This is a genomic window from Flavobacterium lacisediminis, assembly GCF_025909975.1.
Lineage (GTDB): Bacteria > Bacteroidota > Bacteroidia > Flavobacteriales > Flavobacteriaceae > Flavobacterium > Flavobacterium lacisediminis.
The window spans coordinates 1-18,540 of record NZ_JAPCIO010000001.1 but is presented as its reverse complement, the minus strand read 5'-3'; the positions used below and the strand labels follow the sequence as shown (position 1 = coordinate 18,540).

Genomic DNA, 18,540 nt, shown 5'->3' with positions numbered 1-18,540 from the left:
CGATAACTAATTATCGGGTTTCTTTTTTACATTGACTTCTTCTGCTTTTCCACAAATCCATCGGCTTGGAGTTTTAATAATTCCAATGCACTTTTCTTTTTGTAGTTGTACAGTTCTTTATCTTCTTTGATGTCGGCATAGACTTTATCGTAAATTTCGGCATCGGTTTTCTTTTGTAATTCGCTTTGATAACGATTTTGAGCTAGCATATTTTTGATGCCCATTTCGTTATCTTCTTGTTTGAAATCGTATTCGCTTTTTGGCGATAATAATTTCGCAATAATTGGCGAAGTTTCAATCGCTAAAAACAACAGCATAATAAAAAAAGAAGGTAAGAAAGGCAATTTATTCAAAGCATTTATTCGAGCCATTAAACCGTCGAAACCTTCAATAATCGGTTGGGTTTCGGTGACTTTTTTATCTAAATCGGCTTGTAAGGTTTTGGATTTGGCTTCTAAATCGGTAATTTTTGCTTGGTTTGCAGTTTTTAAAGCGGCTAAGTCTTGCAAAGAGGCATCGTGTTTTTCACGTTTTTCTTTATAAACCGGACCTTTGCCTAACTTCTTAGTTCCAGCAGTTCCTTCGGCTTCTGTGATGTAAACCGAATATAAATCGTTCACTTCTTTCTCTTTTTTGAGAATGTCTGATTTTAAACTATCAATTTGGGCTTTGTTTTTGTCTAAATCCGATTGAAAATAATTGGCTACTTGTTTTTTGTTGGCCAACATCATTTCGTTCTTTTCTTTTAATAAAACCGTATTGATTTCTTTTTCAAAGATTTTAATTTCCAAAGGTTTTGAAATTACGATAGCAATAATAATCGCTAAAGCAATTCGAGGAGTTGCTTGAATGAATTCATCTAGAAAGCTATCTCTTTTTTTAATGGTAGAAACAATAAATCTATCCAAATTAAAAATTAGCAAACCCCAAACTAATCCGAAAGCTATAGCTATAAATGCATTGTCGAAAACAGTAAAAAGCGCATAAGCACTCGCAATAAAAGCCATTACGGCAGTGAAGAAAACGGTAGCTCCAATTCCGGCATATTTGTTTTGCTCGCCATTAGAACAGCCATTAATTATGTCGGAATCTACGCCCGAGCATAACATAAAAAAACGTTTTAACATGATGATTGATTTTGATTGATGATGATTAGTACAAATTTAACGCCAAAAGTTTCAAGTTGTTGCTAATTTGTTGAAAAATAGTTGGTAAAAGAAAAACCCTCACATTTCTGCTAGGGTTTTAATATGTTTTAAGTGACTATTTACTAATCACTTTTCACTATTTACTAAATATTAGTATCTGTAATATTCTGGTTTGAATGGGCCTTGTACTTCTACACCAATATATTCTGCTTGGTCTGGACGTAACGTTTCTAATTCAACTCCTAATTTAGCTAAGTGTAACATCGCTACTTTTTCATCTAAATGTTTTGGTAACATATAAACGTCATTTTTATAAGCTGCACTGTTATTCCATAATTCGATTTGAGCTAACGTTTGGTTCGTAAATGAGTTACTCATCACAAAACTTGGGTGACCAGTAGCACAACCTAAGTTTACTAAACGACCTTCAGCTAAAATAATGATATCGTTTCCGTTGATTGTATATTTATCAACTTGTGGTTTGATTTCGATTTTAGAAGCACCGTGGTTTTTGTTTAACCAAGCCATATCGATTTCGTTATCGAAGTGTCCAATGTTACAAACGATAGTTTTATCTTTCATTTGCTCAAAGTGAGAACCTAAAACGATGTCTTTATTTCCAGTTGTAGTAATAATAATATCAGCAGTTTTGATAACTGTGTCTAATTTTTTAACTTCAAAACCGTCCATAGCCGCTTGTAAAGCACAAATTGGATCAATTTCAGTAACTGTTACAATAGAACCAGCACCACGGAAAGAAGCCGCAGTTCCTTTTCCAACGTCACCGTATCCACAAACAACTACTCTTTTTCCAGCTAACATAATATCTGTAGCTCTTCTTACTGCATCAACAGCTGATTCTTTACATCCGTATTTGTTATCAAATTTAGATTTTGTAACAGAATCATTTACGTTAATTGCAGGCATTGGTAAAGTTCCAGCTTTTACTCTTTCGTATAAACGGTGAACTCCAGTTGTAGTTTCTTCAGATAAACCTTTGATTCCAGCAACTAATTCTGGGTAACGGTCAATAACCATATTAGTTAAATCGCCACCATCATCTAAAATCATGTTCAATGGTTTTCTGTCTTCACCAAAGAATAAAGTTTGCTCAATACACCAATCGAAATCTTCTTCATTCAAACCTTTCCAAGCATAAACCTGAATTCCAGCAGCAGCAATAGCAGCAGCAGCCTGATCTTGAGTTGAGAAAATGTTACAAGAAGACCAAGTAACTTCTGCACCTAAAGCAATTAAAGTTTCAATTAAAACAGCAGTTTGAATTGTCATGTGAAGACATCCAGCAATTCTAGCTCCTTTTAAAGGTTGAGTTGCTCCGTATTCTGCTCTTAAAGCCATTAAACCTGGCATTTCAGCTTCAGCTAATTCAATCTCTTTTCTTCCCCAAGCTGCAAGTGAAATATCTTTCACTTTATAAGCTACATAAGGTAATGTTTGTGTACTCATCTATTATGTATATTTGTATATTCTAAAATTAGAGTGCAAAATTACAAAATAACTTTTTATTTTTTCAAAGATTTCTATTAATTTGTGAATTGTTTAATTTTCTAACGATTTGAAAAACAACAAAATATAAATGCCGCTACATAAAATTTTACATATCAACGAAAATACTACTGCGTACTTCTGGCACATTACAGAAGACGTAACTTGGTTATTTAGAGCGGTTTCGTTACGTGACACTTCGCTTTTTCGTTTAGAAGGAATGAAATCGGAAGAGCACCAAAGAGGATTTTTAGCTGTTCGAATGTTACTACAACATTTGGGTTATACCGATTATGATTTAACTTATGATGAAGCTGGAAAACCTCATTTAAGCGATGGCAAACATATCTCTATTTCGCATTCACACGAATTTTCATGTATTTGCATAAGTAATAAATTGATGGGAATTGATTTGGAAAAACTCAAAGAAAAAACTTTGAAGATTGCTCCGAGATTTATGGAAGTAAAGCATTTAGAAAATCTTTCTACTTTGGAACAAATAGAAAAATCGACCGTAATTTGGGGAGTGAAAGAATCCATTTTTAAAATTAAGAATGAAAAAGGAATTAGCTTTCCAGAGCATATTTTTGAAGCCGAATTTGATTTAAAAAATGGTAAATGTGAGGCCGAATTGCATTTTAATAACCAAATAGAAAACTTCCAAATTCAGTTTTATAACGTAGAAGCGTATATCTTTGTGTGTGCTTTCCCAAAAAAATAAAATGCAAAACCTGTATCAAAATATACTTAAAGCGAAAAAGAACCGTCAAAAACTGTTAGCTATTTTAATTGATCCTGAAAAGGTTTCAATTGAACAAGCAATTGTTTTGTCAGATAAAATTAAAAAATCGCCAGCCACACATATTTTTGTCGGCGGAAGTACTTATAATGGAACACATTTAGACGAACTGATTTCCATAATTAAAACAACTACTAAATTACCAGTATTAATTTTTCCAGGACATCCTTCTCAGATTTCCAATGAAGCAGATGGTATTTTATTTCTAAGTTTACTTTCAGGACGAAATCCGGAATATTTAATTGAACATCATATCAATTCGGTAGATATATTGGCAAAATCCAATTTGGAAATTATCCCAACAGGTTATTTGTTAATCGATGGAGGAAAAGAAACGGCTGTGCAACGTGTAAGTCAGACACAACCAATTGAACAAGACAATATTGAATTGGCTTATAAAACGGCAAAAGCAGGCGAATTTCTTGGAAAAAAGTTGATTTATTTAGAAGCGGGAAGTGGTGCTAATCAACATGTTTCGTTAGAAATGATTCGCTACGTCGCTCAAAATATCGAAATTCCATTGATTGTTGGTGGAGGCATTCGTTCCATGAAAACGATTCAAGAAGTGTACAATGCTGGAGCTGATTTGGTTGTGATTGGAACTGCTTTTGAAAACGATAGTAATTTCTTTTCATTATGATAGAGTTACTGTTTTCTCAATATAAAGACTATTCTAAACTTTTTATTTTTCTTGAATTAACCGCTGTTTTGTTTGGTATAATTAGCGTTTTATTTGCCAGAAAGAATAATATTTTAGTGTATCCAACAGGGTTAGTTAGCACTTTAATTTTTGTTTATATTTTGTTGGAATGGAAATTGTTTGGCGATTTCATCATCAATATTTACTATTCCATAATGAGTGTTTTAGGTTGGTATTTATGGACAAGAAAGAAAAACGGAGCAGATGAATTTCCAATATCCGTCATGAATCGAAAAGATTATTTAATTTCGAGCCTAATTTTTACAATAACCTTACTATTTGTTGCATTAGTTTACCAATTTTTTGATAAATTTACAGATTGGACAGCTTATGTAGACACACTTACAACTGCTTTGTTTTTTGTAGGAATGTGGCTCATGGCCAAACGAAAGATTGAGAACTGGATTATTTGGGTTATAGCCGATATTATTTCGGTGCCTTTGTATTTTTATAAAGGATTAACGTTCTCCAGTATGCAGTTTTTATTATTTACAATTATTGCTATTTTAGGCTATTTAGAATGGAAAAGACTTTTACAGAAGCAGATATAAAATTTATTAACGAAAGAGGAAATTCTCTAGAAAAAGTGCAACAACAGCTGGATTTTTTCATCAAAGGAATTCCAAAGATTAACCTAGTGAAGTCGGCAACTATTGGCGATGGAATTTGGCGTTTTTCTGAAGAAGAAATTCTTCCGTTGGTATCTTACTTCGATAAACACAAAAATAAATATACGATTGAAAAATTCGTTCCAGCTTCTGGGGCGGCAACTCGTATGTTTAAGTTTTTGAATGAATTTTTGAATGAATTCGACGAAGAAAATGACACCATTAATAGTTACATCAACAAAAAGAACGCAAAAGATGTTTCTATTTTTATTTTTGGATTGAAAAATTTCCCTTTTTACAGGGAGTTAAAGGAAAAAACAATTGACTTGTTTCCTAATTATTATTCTTTATCGAATGATAAGCGATACTATGTTTTAATTAAAACTTTATTGAGTGACGAAGGATTGCATTTTTCCCATAAACCAAAAGGAATTTTACCTTTTCATGTAAAAGGCAACAAGATTGTCACACCTATTGAAGAGAATATTTTTGAGGCCGATTTCTTTAAAAAAGAGAATCATAAGACTAAGATTCATTTCACAATTACAAAAGAATTTCAAGCCGATTTCGAGAAAATTACCAATAAGTTTTCAGATTATGAGATCAATTTTTCTTATCAAGACCAATCTTCTGATACTTTAGCGGTTAATGAAGATAATACGCCTTTTCGTGTTGAAGATGATAAATTGTTTTTCAGACCAGGTGGACATGGTGCTTTAATTGAAAATTTGAATGCGCTTCAGTCAGATGTTATTTACATTAAAAATATCGATAACGTTTCGCAAAACCATACATCGGTTATTGCGACTTACAAAAAGGTTTTAGGGGGTGTTTTAATTCGCATACAATATCAAATATTCAATTATTTAAAAAAGCTTTCCGAAGGAAACGTAACGGAAGCCGAAATTGCTGAAATAAGAGATTTTGCCGAAAATAAAACCGCATTTCCATTACCAGAAGAGTTTAATTTTTTCCAAACTGCCTATAAAATTGAGTATTTAATTAAAGTCTTAAATCGACCAATTCGTATTTGCGGAATGGTGAAAAATGAAGGCGAACCAGGTGGCGGACCATTTTGGGTTCAAGATGAAAAAGGTCGTCAAACTTTACAAATTGTAGAATCGTCTCAAATAGATTTAAATAATAAATCACAAAAAAGTATTGCTAAAGGAGCTACTCATTTTAACCCAGTTGATATAGTTTGTGGTGTGAAAAATTTTAAAGGCGAGAAGTTTGATTTAAATCAATTTATAGATCAAAATGCTGCTTTTATTACTGAAAAAACTAAAAATGGAAAACCAATCAAAGCTTTTGAACTTCCTGGATTATGGAATGGCGCAATGGCAAAATGGACCACTATTTTTGTTGAGGTTCCGTTAGAAACTTTTAATCCAGTGAAAACTGTAAATGATTTATTAAAATCATCACACCAACCCGATAATGGATAAATCAATTATAGCATCAGAATTTTCATTTAAAGCAGTTAGAAGTAGTGGAGCAGGAGGACAAAATGTAAACAAAGTGTCTTCTAAAGTCGTATTGAGTTTCGATTTAATTAATTCAAAAGGATTAAATGATGATGAAAAAGCTTTATTACAAACTAAAATCGCAACTAAACTTACGCAAGACGGAATTCTAATTTTAACCAGCGAAGAAGACAGAAGTCAACTAAAAAACAAAGAAAAAGTTATTAAAAAATGTTTTAAGTTGCTTGAAAATGCTTTGGTTGTTCCAAAAGAGCGAAAAGAAACTAAAACTCCAAGAGCAGTAAAAGAAAAGCGACTTAACGCCAAAAAAGTAATGAGTACTTTGAAGCAAAACAGAAAAAAACCAAATTTTTAAAGGTTAAACTTGGAACTTTAAACGAAAGAGTTCTATCTTTGCCTCGTCTCAAAGGGGTGCTCTAAATAACGAGCTGAGATCATACCCATAGAACCTAGAACAGATAATGCTGTTTAGGGAATTGACAAAAATAAATGTGCACGTTTATTCGCGTCAAAGAGTATCAAATTTAATTTTTAACCAAGAGTAATTGCCCCTTTTATTCGTATTTATTTTACGAATGAAAACTTTATTCAAATCAAGTACAAAGACTTTTTTAAGTCTATTTTCAATTTTATTTGCTCTTTTTTCTTATTCACAAGAAACAAAGAAAGACACCACGAAAGTTACCGAACTTAAAGAAGTTACGGTTTCGTCTGTAAGAGCGAAAGATAAAAATCCTATTACCTACACTAATGTTTCCAAAGAAGAAATTGCACCACGAAATTTAGGTCAAGATGTGCCCGTTTTGTTGCAATATTTACCTTCTGTGGTAAGCACAACAGATGCTGGAAATGGCGTTGGTTATACTTCTATGCGTGTTCGTGGATCAGATGGTTCTCGAATTAACGTTACTCTAAACGGAATTCCTTTTAACGATAGTGAAAGTCAAGGAACTTTTTTTGTGAATTTACCCGATTTTGCTTCGTCATTAGAAAGTGTTCAGTTACAAAGAGGAGTAGGAGCTTCAACTAACGGGGCTGGAGCTTTTGGAGCGAGTTTAAATATGGCAACCAAATCCTATCAAGAAAAAGCATATGCCGAAATTTCAAATTCTTTCGGAAGTTTTAATACGAGAAAACACACGTTGTCTTTTGGTACAGGTTTGCACAATAATTTCGAAATGAATGGAAGAATTTCCAACATTGCTTCGGATGGATTTATAGATAGAGCAACATCAAATATGTTTGGGTACTTTTTCAATGCTAATTATGTAAAAGAATCTACTTTAATAAAGTTAATGGCATTTGGCGGAAAAGAAAAAACCTATCAAGCGTGGTACGGAACAGAAGATTTAAATGGAAGTAGAACGTTCAATCCTGCGGGGATGTATTTCGATGAATTTGGAAATATGCAATTCTACGACAATGAAACCGATAATTATTGGCAAAATCATTTTCAATTGCACTGGACAGAAAAGTGGTCTGAAAATTGGATTTCAAATACTGCATTGCATTACACTATTGGGAAAGGTTACTTTGAACAGTACAAAGAAGACGAAGATTTAACCGATTATAATTTGCCTGATTTTAATGGAAATTCAATTTCTGATTTAGTTAGAAAAAGATGGTTAGATAATGATTTCTTTGGAGCAACATTTTCCTTAAATTTCAAAACAGCTAAAACCGATTTATTGTTTGGTGGTGCTGCCAATCGTTATTTAGGATTACATTATGGTGAAGTAGTTTGGACACAAAATTATATTCCAAATCCAAATAGATATTACGATGATTATGGAAATAAAGATGATGTGAATTTCTATACAAAAGCATCCTACAACGTAACAAGTAAATTAAATTTATTTACCGATTTACAATACAGAATAGTGTTTTACGATGCCACAAGTGTAAAATTTGATGATGTAAACGATACTTTCCGATTCTTTAATCCAAAAGCAGGTCTGAATTACCAATTAAACACTAAAAATTCATTCTATGGTTATTTTGGAATAGCAAACAAAGAACCAAGACGCGATGATTACGAAAGTGGTGCTATAAAGCCAGAACGTTTATTTGATTATGAATTAGGTTGGAAATACAATACACAAAAAGTAAAATTATACGCAAATGCATTTTATATGCGCTATAACGATCAATTAGTTTTGACAGGCGATTTGAATGATGTTGGTGCTCCAATTTTTACAAATAGCGGAAAAAGTTATCGATTAGGTTTAGAAGTAGAATCAACAATTGCTTTAACAGATAAGTTAATTTTAAATCCGAATTTCACATTAAGTCAGAATAAGAATGAGGATTTTTATTATGAAATTAATGGAGTAGTTCAGAATTTAGGAAATACTAATATCGCATATTCGCCTAATTTTATTTTTGGAAATAGATTATCGTATTTGCCAGTTAAAGGATTGCAATTGTCAGTATTATCAAAATTTGTTGGAGATCAATATATGGGAAATATCGATTCAGATGTTTCAAAATTGGACAGTTACTTCATTAATGATTTTAATGCTTCATACGATTGGCAAATTAATAAAGGAATAAAATCGATTGTTTTTTCTGCGTTAGTAAATAATATTTTCGATTTAGAATACGAATCAAACGGTTATTTTTATACCTACGATGATACTTGGTCGGGACCAACTCCCATAACCATTGAAGGAACAGGTTACTATCCGCAAGCGGGAATTAATTTCCTTCTCGGATTGAGTTTAAAATTTTAGTTAGATTAAGTTAAGTTGAAAAAAGACTGAAAATTTGAACTTTCAGGCTTTTTATTAGTTATAAACACGAAGTGAAACTTCACTTATTTGTTCTACTCGATAACGTTTCATAGGATATTGCATTCCTTGAGACAAACCAGAAAACAAGCTATAGCGTTTTTCATCACAAGGACAAATAGCATCAATGCCGCTAATAGTCATAGTGGAACAAGAGGCTAAAGCTTGATTAGGACAAGCGGCATCGTAAGCAACATAACCGCTTCCCGTATTAAAAACAATAATACCTCTAATGCCATTTCCAGCAGAATTGATATAAACTGCATTAGCAGGACTCAATAAATTACTATATTGAGGTAAACTCATATTGATATTTAAGTTTACGGGATAATTTGGTAAATACGGATTATTATTTTGAAATTCTTCTTTGTCACATCCAAAAAATAAAGGGAGTAAAAGTAGAATGAGATATTTTTTCATATGAATTTTTGCTATCAATTGTAAAACAAATTTAATTAATTACTTTTGACAAAACATTACTTAGTGTCATAAATTAATATTAAAAATAAATTACTATCTTTGTGAAAAGGAATCCCATGCAGGTGGGATTCTTTCTATTTTATAAACAATGAAGTTATGAGTACAGTATCTTATTACACCGCAGAAGGATTAAAAAAATTAAGAGACGAATTAGATCAACTTAAAAGTATAGAGCGCCCTAAGGCGTCACAAGCTATTGCAGAAGCTAGAGATAAAGGAGATTTATCTGAGAATGCAGAATATGATGCTGCTAAAGAAGCGCAAGGATTATTAGAAATGAGAATTTCTAAAATGGAAGAAGTAGTGGCTAATGCTCGTTTAATTGATGAATCGCAATTGGATTTATCAAAAGCATTAGTGTTGTCTACTGTAAAAATTAAAAATCAGGCTAATGGCATGGAAATGAAGTACACATTAGTAGCAGAAAGTGAAGCCGATTTAAAAACAGGAAAAATTTCTGTAACTTCTCCTATTGGTAAAGGATTACTAGGAAAATCTGTTGGAGAAGTAGCGGAAATCATCGTGCCAAACGGTGTATTGAAATTTGATGTTTTAGAAATTACAAGAGACTAATAATACATTAAAAATGGCTAGTATTTTCACTAAAATAGTAAACGGAGAAATTCCTTGTTATAAAATCGCCGAAGATGAAAATTATTTGGCTTTTTTAGATGTAAATCCTAATGCAAAAGGACATACCTTATGTATTCCAAAACAAGAGATTAATAAAATCTTTGATATGGAAGAAGAGCATTATTTAGGATTGATGAAGTTTTCTAGAAAAGTAGCAAAAGCTGTTGAAAAATCAGTTGAATGTAAACGAATTGGTGTTGCTGTGGTAGGATTAGAAGTGCCGCACGTTCACGTACATTTAATCCCGCTTCAAGATATGGATGATATGCGTTTTCAAAGAAAAACAAGTTTATCACCAGAAGAATTTCAAGAGTTAGCCAAGCAAATAGCTTTAAACTTATAAAAATAAAATCCCGATTCAATCGGGATTTTTTTATGTCGTCTTGTAACTAATCTGCATGGTAGTTCCTTTTCCAATTTCAGAATGCGTTATTTTAATTTTTCCTTTGTGATATTCCTGAACAATTCTTTTGGTTAATGATAAACCCAATCCCCAGCCACGTTTTTTTGTTGTGAATCCTGGTTCAAACACTTTGTTGAATTGATTTTTAGGAATTCCTTTTCCAGTATCAGTAATGCTGATTTTTACAATATCTTCTAATTCCGAAATTACAATATTCAAACTACCTTTTCCTTTCATCGCATCAATAGCATTTTTAACCAAATTCTCTATTGTCCAGCTGTGTAATGCCGGATTGATTTCTACAAAAATTGGATTTTCCGGAGCCTTGAAAGTAAATGTAACTTGCTGAGAAACTCGAGTTTGTAGATAGTCAACTGTGTTTTTTGTGTCTTCAATAATATTGCGTTTTTCCAATACGGGTTCGCTACCTATTTTCGAAAATCTATCGGTAATAGTTTGTAAACGCGTAATGTCTTTTTCAATTTCAACAATCGTACTTTCTTCTACATTGTCTAATTTTAAAATTTCGAGCCAACCAATTAAAGATGACAATGGTGTTCCAATTTGATGTGCGGTTTCTTTTGCCATTCCGGCCCAAAGTTTATTTTGAGTTGACATCTTAGTAGCGCGATAAAAATTGTAAACTACAGCGCCAAACAAAATAATAATCAATAATAAAGCAATAGGATAATATTTTAATTTATTCAACAAAGGCGAATCTCCATAATAAACCAATTGATATTTACTGTTTGAGCGCTCCATTTTGATGGGTTGATTGTCGTTTTTTACCGAATTGAAATACTTTTTTAGTGCAATACTATCTTTAGAAATTTCTTCATCAATATTATTAAAATCAATGATATTTTCTTTACTGTCAGTAATAAAAATAGGAATGGTTGTGTTTTTTGTAATAATTTGCAAAGGAAGTTCTATGTCGGTATTTTCGTTTGCATTAGCAATCGCGGTAAGAGCGCTTGCCCAAAATTCCATTTTTGCTCGTTCTTCGTTTTTGAAAATTTGGAAAAAGTTATAGGTATTCCAAAGTATTAAAATTACTATGAAAAAGGAAGCTAATATAATAAACCAGCGGGTTATGTTTCGCCTTTCTGAAAACTGCATGTATTCGTATTTGAAGTAAAAATACTAAAATCCTTTTTAATTTGATGTTTATTCTTGTAATTGAACTTGTAATTGTTTGTTATCTTTGTAAAAAATAGTTTCAGTATGTTAAGCATCGATCCAAAAGAAATAGCGCCAGCAAAATTACAAGGATATTTACAAAGTGCCGTAGCGCCAAGACCTATAGCTTTTGCAAGTACTATAGATAGTAATGGAAATCCAAATTTATCGCCCTTTAGTTTCTTTAATGTGTTTAGTTCTAATCCACCGATTTTGATTTTTTCGCCAGCAAGAAGGGTTCGTGATAATACTACAAAACATACATTAATCAACGCTCAAACCACTAAAGAAGTTGTAATTAATGTAGTGAATTATGATATCGTACAACAAATGTCGTTATCAAGTACCGAATATCCAGATGGAGTTAATGAGTTTGAAAAAGCAGGATTTACGATGCTAAAATCAGACAAAGTAAAACCATTTCGTGTAGCTGAAAGTCCGGTGCAATTTGAATGTAAAATTAACGAAGTGATTGCTTTAGGCGACCAAGGTGGTGCTGGAAATTTAGTAATTTGTGAAGTGGTAAAAATTCACATCAATGAAGCCGTTTTGGATGCAACAGGAATGATTGACCAACATAAAATTGATTTGGTTGCCAGAATGGGTGGCAATTGGTACAGCCGTTCTAATGTAGGTATGTTTGAGGTTGAAAAACCATTGACAACTTTAGGAATTGGGGTAGATATGATTCCTGATTTCATCAAAGAAAGTGGCTATTTTACAGGGAATGATTTAGGAAAATTAGGTAACATAGAAAATATTCCAACCGAAGAAGAAATTGCTATATTTGTAAAAGAAAATTTTGAAGTAAAAGCGGTTTTAAGTGCCGATGATATGGATACAAAATTTCAAAAAGCAAAAGAGTATGTAGATAATGGAAGAGCTATTGATGCTTGGAAATTGTTATTAGCAAAAAAATAAATTTAAGTATTATGGAAGTTTTAGGAAGAGTAAAATTAATTAATCCTGTACAACAAGTAAGTGCTTCTTTCAAAAAAAGAGAACTTGTAGTGACTACAGAAGAGCAATATCCTCAACACATTTTGATTGAGTTTGCACAAGACAAAACAGATTTGTTAAACAATTATAATGTTGGAGAACAAGTAAAAGTTTCTATCAATTTAAGAGGAAGAGAATGGGTAAATCCACAAGGAGAAACTAAATTTTTTAACTCTATCCAAGGTTGGAGAATTGAAAAAGTACAAGCAGAAGCTCCAAGTGCACCGCAAATGCCTCCAATGCCTGCATCTGAAGCATTTGAACCAGCAACTAACTTTAAAGAAGAAGAACACGACGATTTACCTTTCTAATAAGTTAGAAGTCGTAGGATGGAAGTCAGAAGTTTAAGTGATACTTGAATTTCTGACTTTTTTATTGAACTTGTAATTTGATATTGAACTTTTACTTGACAGAATGTATTTTTTAACCAAAGAATTATATTTTCCGCCAGCAGAAACAGCTTCTCCTGAAGGGATTGTTGCAGTTGGAGGTGATTTATCTCCAGAACGACTTGTATTAGCATATAAATCGGGAATATTTCCATGGTTTGAAGATGATGAACCAATTTTATGGTGGAGTCCACCTGAGCGAATGGTCTTGTTTTTCGAAGATTTGAAGATTTCGAAAAGCATGCGAAATATAATCAATCAAAGAAAATTCAAAGTTACTTTTAATACTGCTTTTAGAGACGTAATTTTAAATTGCAAAAAGATTTCCAGAAAAGATCAGCCAGGAACTTGGATTACCGACAATATGGTGGAAGCCTATTGTAAATTACACGAATTAGGAATCGCAAAAAGTGTTGAGGTTTGGCAAAATGACGAATTGGTTGGCGGTTTGTATGGCGTTGATTTAGGTCACGTTTTTTGTGGTGAAAGTATGTTTTCAAAAGTGTCTAATGCTAGTAAATTAGCTTTTATTGCGTTAGCAAAACAATTAGAAATAGCAAACTATCATTTATTAGATTGTCAAGTCTATAACGACCATTTAGATAGTTTAGGTTGTGTAGAAATTGACAGAGAAGATTTTTTGATGGTGTTGAAAAGTGAATTTTGAACATATTTGAATTATTTTTATTAAGTTTATAAAATTTAAAACATATAAAATTTGAGAATAATAACTACAATATTTTTTTGCTTAGTTTTTCAAAGTATTTTTTCACAAAATAATTTTGATCAACGATTGCAGTATTTTATAGAAAATTCTCAATATGATTCTGCGAGAGTAATTATACTTAGTGAGCTTCGAAATGAAAAAATCAGTTACAAGAAAAAAGCTTCAATAAAAATTAGATATGCTGAAGTTTTAAAATCCTTAGCAAAATCCGATAGTTGTTTTTATTATCTTGAAAGTGCAGAAAAGACTTTTAGTAAATTAAATGATACTAATGAACTATTCCGTATTTTTGTTGTAAAGGCTGAAATTTCGAGATATATAGGCAATAGTAATTTAGCAAATGATTTTATTTATAAGGCAGAAAAATTATTTTTAAAAAGTAATAATTCGGAATATAAATATTACTATTTAAATAGACGAATAGCAATTTTGGCACAATATTATAATAATATTCAAGATTCTGTTGTAAAAATACACAAACTGAGTAATTTAATTCTTGCCGATCAAGTTAAAATAAAAGATAAATCAATTATTGTTTATACTTTAAATGAAATAGGTTTTTTAAGTTTTGTTGAGGAGCCTAAAACAGCTCTTTATTATTTTCTAAAAGCTTTTAAAGTAGCCGAAAAATATGATACAAAAATAGCTTATGTTGACGTTTCTATCAATTTAGGTAGATATTACCAACAAAAAGAGGGCTATTTCTCAAAAGCAATTTATTATTATCAAAAAGGATTAAAGAAAGCTAAAGAAATAAATAATCTTTGGCAAATGCAACAGATTTATAATGAATTAAAAAACACTACTTTTTTAAGTAAAGATTATGAAAACGCCATGCATTATTCAGATTCATTAAATGGGATTAATATTCTATTAAATGAATATGAAAATAGGAAAAAATATGAATTTTTAGAGAATAATTATATTATTCAAAAGAAAGAAAAAGAACTTGTTGCATCAAAAAAGAATCAATTATTATTGTTTGTTATTCTACTTTTTTTATTTACTGGTTTGGCAACTTTATGGTTTTATAGTAACAAAATAAGAAAATCAAAAAAAACGCTCGAAAAATTAAATACAGAAAATGAGTTTTTAATAAGTGAAACCAATCATCGTATTAACAATAACTTACAATTAATTAGTTTATTGATAAATGAAACGATTCGAAAAAATAAAGCTCAGAATAAAGAAGATAAAGATTTAATTAGATTGCAATCCAAAATTCAGTCTATTGCTTTATTACATCGAGAATTGTATGCTTCTAAAGATAAAAAAACGCTAGATTTACAATTGTATTTTACAAAAATTGAAGAGAGTTTTTCTGAAATCTGCATTAATGAAAATATAATTTTAAAATTAAATGTAGACAGTGTTATTAGTGATTCAGATTCTGCAATGTATATGGGTTTGATGGTGACAGAATTAATAATGAACTCTATAAAATATGCTTTTAAAGAGGACCAAATAAAAAATATTGCAATTGAAATAATAAAAATTCAAGATCAGTTTGAATTTAGCTATTCTGATAATGGCCAAAAAAATAAATCTCAAGAAATAAATCCAATTTTGGTAAAACAATTATGTCAACAAATGGGAGTACAGCCTGAAATAATTATCAATAATGGGTTTCATTTAAGTTTTAAAAAATCATTATAAAATGACTAAAATATTAATAGTTGAAGATCAAGTTTTAATTGCTAATTACATCAAAAATTTACTAAATGATAATGGTTTAAATGATGTTGAGTTAGCTTTTACAGTTGAAGAAGCGACGGAAAAAATGAATCTAACCAAACCAGATATTGTTTTATTGGATATCAATCTTCACGGTAAAGATACTGGAATTTTATGGGCAAAAGAATTTGTAGAAAATAGTCAAATTATTTTTATTACAGGCCAAACAGAAAAGGAGACCATGCTAAAAGCCTTTGAGGTAAATCCTGTTACGTATTTGACCAAGCCAGTTAAGGAATCCGATTTAATTGCTGCAATTGAATTAGCCAAAATCAAGAACAAAGTAAATTACGTAATTGTTAAAAATGGATTTGATGAGGTAAAAGTAAATTTTGAAGACATTCTTTTTCTAAAAAGCGATAAGAATTATGTTGATATTCAATTAACAAATAAAACAATAACCATCCGAAATACCCTTGATAACTTCTATAAAGAATTAGATGCCGATTTATTTTGCAGAGTGCATCGTTCTTATGTGGTTAATAAATCAAAAGTTACGCAAAAGAAATCTTCTTCTATAAAAATTAACGAGTTCGAAATGCCTATTTCTAGAAATTTTTCATTTGATTTTTAATTTCGTCCACAAACTTTTGCTGTTTATCCCAATAGAATAATTTGCATTCTTTTAAAAAATATTTTTGTTTCATAAACTTTAAATACTATAGGTATGAAACAAAAAATCCTCTTATTATGCACTTTGTTTTGGTGTATGTTAATGTCTTTTGGGCAAACACTCGATCAGAGTAATACCCCTACAGTCACACCTTTTGGTGGTAATGTTTTCAATTTAACAATTGAAGGCGTTAATGGTGAAAATCCTGGGCAAACTTTTACTGCGGGAACAACAAATGTACTTTCAAGAGTAGCTGTTCAACTAACAAATGCAGCAAATGATTTTGTTGCTGGTACATTTCAATTAAATGTATATGCAGGTACGAATGTAGCTGCTGCGCCTTTAAATACAACTAATTTTACTATTTCTACTGCTCCGCCAACTAATGCGTATCAAGAATTTGAAATAAATTTATCTCCAACCTTAGCAATTACGTCAGGTTCAGTGTATACTTTTACTATTCGAGGCATTGGTAGTGCAAAAGTAGGTGTTTGTTCTGTAAATATTAATGGATATCCTGGAGGACATGCAAATATATATTCTAGTGAATTGACAGGATATGATTTATGGTTTAAAACTTATGTTGGAGCAATTGCATCAAATTCAGCCCCAACAGATATTACGTTATCTGCAACATCAGTAAATGAAAATGTTGCAGCAAACACAACAGTTGGAAATTTAAGTTCAACTGATCCAGATATAGGCAACACTTTTACATACTCATTAGTAGCAGGGACAGGAAGTGCCGACAATGCTTCATTTAATATTAGTGGTAATAGTTTAAGAATTTCTAGTAGTCCAGATTTTGAAGTAAAAAACTCATATGCTATTCGATTAAGAACTTCTGATCAAGGTGGTTTATTTTTTGAAAAGCAATATACAATTACAATTAATAATGTAAATGAAACTCCAACTGATATAACATTGTCTTTAACATCAGTTAATGAAAATGTTGCAGCAAATACAACAGTTGGTGCGTTAGGTTCTACAGATCCAGATGCTGGAAATACATTTACTTATACTTTAGTAGCTGGTACAGGAAGTACAGATAATGCATCATTCAATATAAGCGGTTCTAATTTAAGAATTACAAACAGTCCAAATTTTGAGGCAAAAAGTTCTTATGCTATTCGATTAAGAACTACAGATCAAGGAGGTTTATTTTTTGAAAAACAATTTACAATTACAATTAATAATGTAAATGAAACTCCAACAGATATTACATTATCTTCAACATCAGTAAATGAAAATGTTGTAGCAAATACAACAGTTGGTACTTTAAGTTCAACAGATCCAGATGCTGGAAATACATTTACTTATACTTTAGTAGCTGGAACAGGAAGCACAGATAATGCCTCGTTTAATATTAGCGGTACTAATTTAAGGATTACGAATAGTCCAGATTTTGAAACAAAAAATTCTTATGCTATTCGATTAAGAACTACAGATCAAGGTGGTTTGTTTTTTGAAAAACAATATACCATTACGATAAATGATTTAGTTGAATCAACTACAGCAGCAACCCATTTAAACTTTGATGGTGTTGATGATTTAGTAAATTGTGGAGCAACATTAAATACAGTATTAGATCCACTAAATACAATAACAGTTGAAGCTTGGGTAAGACCTTCAACCAATACTGGATTAGGTGTAATTATTGGGAATTATGCAAATCCGACAAGTGGTAATATGCAGTTTTTAATGAGAAGAGATAATGCAAACTATACGTTTTGGATTAGTGGTAATCCAGGAATATTCAAAAATGTTAGTGCGAATAATGCTGTAGTACTTAATACATGGCAACATGTTGCTGGGGTATGGAATGGTTCTGATTTGAAAATCTATATTAATGGAGTTTTAGCTGGAACTACAACGGGTGTAACTGAAAGTAGTTTTGTTACAACAACTAATAACTTAATGATAGGAAACAATCAAGCCGCTAGTCCGGAGAGATTTACAGGGAGTATTGATGAAGTAAGAATTTGGTCAGCGCCAAGAACAATCGAACAAGTTAATGGTTCAAAAAACTGTGAATTAGCTGGAACCGAATCAGGTTTAATCGCATACTATAAATTTAATCAAGGTTTCGATGCTTCTAATAATGTAGCAGTAACTACATTAACTGCAACAACGGGTCCAAATGGAACTTTAACAAATTTTGCTTTAAACGGTTCTGTTTCTAACTGGTTAGCTGGTTCTCCAGTAACAACAGGTTCTATAGTTCCTTCAGTTACAACAGTGACTACTCCAGTTTTTTATGCTCAAGGAGCAACAGCATCAGCATTAACAGCGACAGTAGGAGCAAACGGAACAGGATTATTATGGTATACTACAGCAACAGGTGGT

General features: G+C 31.4%; 18 protein-coding genes. 14 read left to right on the top strand and 4 right to left on the bottom strand.

What is annotated here, in order from left to right; translation table 11 throughout:
• Positions 1–26: 26 nt before the first annotated feature.
• A complete protein-coding gene (locus OJ995_RS00090) occupies positions 27–1,127 on the bottom strand; it encodes a DUF4407 domain-containing protein (RefSeq protein WP_264367583.1) in 1,101 nt (366 codons plus the stop codon).
• Positions 1,128–1,298: 171 nt separating this feature from the next.
• A complete protein-coding gene (gene ahcY / locus OJ995_RS00085) occupies positions 1,299–2,615 on the bottom strand; it encodes an adenosylhomocysteinase (RefSeq protein WP_264367582.1) in 1,317 nt (438 codons plus the stop codon).
• A gap of 130 nt (positions 2,616–2,745) precedes the next feature.
• On the opposite strand from ahcY, the gene OJ995_RS00080 reads away from it, so the two are divergent.
• The 6 genes from OJ995_RS00080 to OJ995_RS00055 all read left to right on the top strand — a co-directional run bounded on the left by OJ995_RS00080 (position 2,746) and on the right by OJ995_RS00055 (position 8,980).
• On the top strand, positions 2,746–3,375 hold the full coding sequence (locus OJ995_RS00080; protein WP_264367581.1) for a 4'-phosphopantetheinyl transferase family protein: 630 nt from the start codon (positions 2,746–2,748) through the stop codon (positions 3,373–3,375).
• Between the two features lies 1 nt (position 3,376).
• Positions 3,377–4,093, top strand: a complete 717-nt coding sequence (locus OJ995_RS00075) for a phosphoglycerol geranylgeranyltransferase (protein WP_264367580.1) — start codon at positions 3,377–3,379, stop codon at positions 4,091–4,093.
• The gene (gene pnuC / locus OJ995_RS00070) at positions 4,090–4,704 is read left to right on the top strand and encodes a nicotinamide riboside transporter PnuC (protein ID WP_264367579.1); all 615 of its coding nucleotides are present in this window, start codon (positions 4,090–4,092) and stop codon (positions 4,702–4,704) included. Before OJ995_RS00075 ends, pnuC begins: the two co-directional genes overlap by 4 nt.
• Positions 4,674–6,209: a DUF4301 family protein gene (locus OJ995_RS00065; protein WP_264367578.1), complete on the top strand. Its 1,536-nt coding sequence runs from the start codon at positions 4,674–4,676 to the stop codon at positions 6,207–6,209. Before pnuC ends, OJ995_RS00065 begins: the two co-directional genes overlap by 31 nt.
• Complete coding sequence (arfB, locus tag OJ995_RS00060; RefSeq protein ID WP_264367577.1) at positions 6,202–6,603, top strand: alternative ribosome rescue aminoacyl-tRNA hydrolase ArfB; 402 nt, start codon at positions 6,202–6,204, stop codon at positions 6,601–6,603. Before OJ995_RS00065 ends, arfB begins: the two co-directional genes overlap by 8 nt.
• 220 nt (positions 6,604–6,823) lie before the next feature.
• Positions 6,824–8,980, top strand: coding sequence for a TonB-dependent receptor (locus OJ995_RS00055; RefSeq protein ID WP_264367576.1), 2,157 nt, complete (start codon positions 6,824–6,826; stop codon positions 8,978–8,980).
• Positions 8,981–9,034: 54 nt separating this feature from the next.
• On the opposite strand, the gene OJ995_RS00050 is transcribed toward OJ995_RS00055, so the two are convergent.
• Positions 9,035–9,457 (bottom strand): Rieske (2Fe-2S) protein, encoded by a 423-nt coding sequence (locus OJ995_RS00050; RefSeq protein WP_264367575.1) that lies wholly within the window; start codon positions 9,455–9,457, stop codon positions 9,035–9,037.
• A gap of 156 nt (positions 9,458–9,613) precedes the next feature.
• Between OJ995_RS00050 and greA the strand changes: the two genes are divergently transcribed.
• Both greA and OJ995_RS00040 read left to right on the top strand, forming a co-directional pair.
• A complete protein-coding gene (greA, locus tag OJ995_RS00045) occupies positions 9,614–10,090 on the top strand; it encodes a transcription elongation factor GreA (protein WP_008255985.1) in 477 nt (158 codons plus the stop codon).
• Between the two features lie 13 nt (positions 10,091–10,103).
• Positions 10,104–10,493, top strand: coding sequence for an HIT family protein (locus OJ995_RS00040; protein WP_264367574.1), 390 nt, complete (start codon positions 10,104–10,106; stop codon positions 10,491–10,493).
• Positions 10,494–10,523: 30 nt separating this feature from the next.
• Here the strand turns inward: OJ995_RS00040 and OJ995_RS00035 are convergent, their stop codons facing one another.
• The gene (locus OJ995_RS00035; RefSeq protein ID WP_264367573.1) at positions 10,524–11,672 is read right to left on the bottom strand and encodes a sensor histidine kinase; all 1,149 of its coding nucleotides are present in this window, start codon (positions 11,670–11,672) and stop codon (positions 10,524–10,526) included.
• 105 nt (positions 11,673–11,777) lie between these two features.
• Here OJ995_RS00035 and OJ995_RS00030 point away from each other — a divergent pair, with 105 nt between their 5' ends.
• The 6 genes from OJ995_RS00030 to OJ995_RS00005 all read left to right on the top strand — a co-directional run.
• Positions 11,778–12,653 carry a flavin reductase family protein gene (locus tag OJ995_RS00030; protein ID WP_264367572.1) on the top strand — a complete coding sequence of 292 codons (876 nt, stop codon included), beginning with the start codon at positions 11,778–11,780 and terminating at the stop codon, positions 12,651–12,653.
• Between the two features lie 11 nt (positions 12,654–12,664).
• Positions 12,665–13,042, top strand: a complete 378-nt coding sequence (locus OJ995_RS00025) for a DUF3127 domain-containing protein (protein WP_133608484.1) — start codon at positions 12,665–12,667, stop codon at positions 13,040–13,042.
• A gap of 103 nt (positions 13,043–13,145) precedes the next feature.
• Entirely contained in the window at positions 13,146–13,787 is a 642-nt protein-coding gene (gene aat / locus OJ995_RS00020) for a leucyl/phenylalanyl-tRNA--protein transferase (RefSeq protein WP_264367571.1), read from the top strand.
• 51 nt (positions 13,788–13,838) lie between these two features.
• On the top strand, positions 13,839–15,503 hold the full coding sequence (locus tag OJ995_RS00015; RefSeq protein WP_264367570.1) for a sensor histidine kinase: 1,665 nt from the start codon (positions 13,839–13,841) through the stop codon (positions 15,501–15,503).
• Between the two features lies 1 nt (position 15,504).
• Complete coding sequence (locus OJ995_RS00010) at positions 15,505–16,155, top strand: LytR/AlgR family response regulator transcription factor (protein ID WP_264367569.1); 651 nt, start codon at positions 15,505–15,507, stop codon at positions 16,153–16,155.
• A 93-nt stretch (positions 16,156–16,248) separates the two neighbouring features.
• Positions 16,249–18,540: LamG-like jellyroll fold domain-containing protein (locus OJ995_RS00005; RefSeq protein ID WP_264367568.1), on the top strand; the 2,292-nt coding region annotated here is incomplete at its 3' end.

What these genes read in the sequence shown, in the direction of transcription:
- OJ995_RS00090 (WP_264367583.1), bottom strand. Translation starts at nt 1,127, where the DNA reads ATGTTAAAACGTTTTTTTATGTTATGCTCGGGCGTAGATTCCGACATA.
- OJ995_RS00040 (WP_264367574.1), top strand. Translation starts at nt 10,104, where the DNA reads ATGGCTAGTATTTTCACTAAAATAGTAAACGGAGAAATTCCTTGTTAT.
- pnuC (WP_264367579.1), top strand. Translation starts at nt 4,090, where the DNA reads ATGATAGAGTTACTGTTTTCTCAATATAAAGACTATTCTAAACTTTTT.
- OJ995_RS00080 (WP_264367581.1), top strand. Translation starts at nt 2,746, where the DNA reads ATGCCGCTACATAAAATTTTACATATCAACGAAAATACTACTGCGTAC.
- OJ995_RS00065 (WP_264367578.1), top strand. Translation starts at nt 4,674, where the DNA reads ATGGAAAAGACTTTTACAGAAGCAGATATAAAATTTATTAACGAAAGA.
- OJ995_RS00035 (WP_264367573.1), bottom strand. Translation starts at nt 11,672, where the DNA reads ATGCAGTTTTCAGAAAGGCGAAACATAACCCGCTGGTTTATTATATTA.
- OJ995_RS00025 (WP_133608484.1), top strand. Translation starts at nt 12,665, where the DNA reads ATGGAAGTTTTAGGAAGAGTAAAATTAATTAATCCTGTACAACAAGTA.
- OJ995_RS00050 (WP_264367575.1), bottom strand. Translation starts at nt 9,457, where the DNA reads ATGAAAAAATATCTCATTCTACTTTTACTCCCTTTATTTTTTGGATGT.
- ahcY (WP_264367582.1), bottom strand. Translation starts at nt 2,615, where the DNA reads ATGAGTACACAAACATTACCTTATGTAGCTTATAAAGTGAAAGATATT.
- OJ995_RS00010 (WP_264367569.1), top strand. Translation starts at nt 15,505, where the DNA reads ATGACTAAAATATTAATAGTTGAAGATCAAGTTTTAATTGCTAATTAC.
- greA (WP_008255985.1), top strand. Translation starts at nt 9,614, where the DNA reads ATGAGTACAGTATCTTATTACACCGCAGAAGGATTAAAAAAATTAAGA.
- OJ995_RS00075 (WP_264367580.1), top strand. Translation starts at nt 3,377, where the DNA reads ATGCAAAACCTGTATCAAAATATACTTAAAGCGAAAAAGAACCGTCAA.
- arfB (WP_264367577.1), top strand. Translation starts at nt 6,202, where the DNA reads ATGGATAAATCAATTATAGCATCAGAATTTTCATTTAAAGCAGTTAGA.
- OJ995_RS00030 (WP_264367572.1), top strand. Translation starts at nt 11,778, where the DNA reads ATGTTAAGCATCGATCCAAAAGAAATAGCGCCAGCAAAATTACAAGGA.
- aat (WP_264367571.1), top strand. Translation starts at nt 13,146, where the DNA reads ATGTATTTTTTAACCAAAGAATTATATTTTCCGCCAGCAGAAACAGCT.
- OJ995_RS00055 (WP_264367576.1), top strand. Translation starts at nt 6,824, where the DNA reads ATGAAAACTTTATTCAAATCAAGTACAAAGACTTTTTTAAGTCTATTT.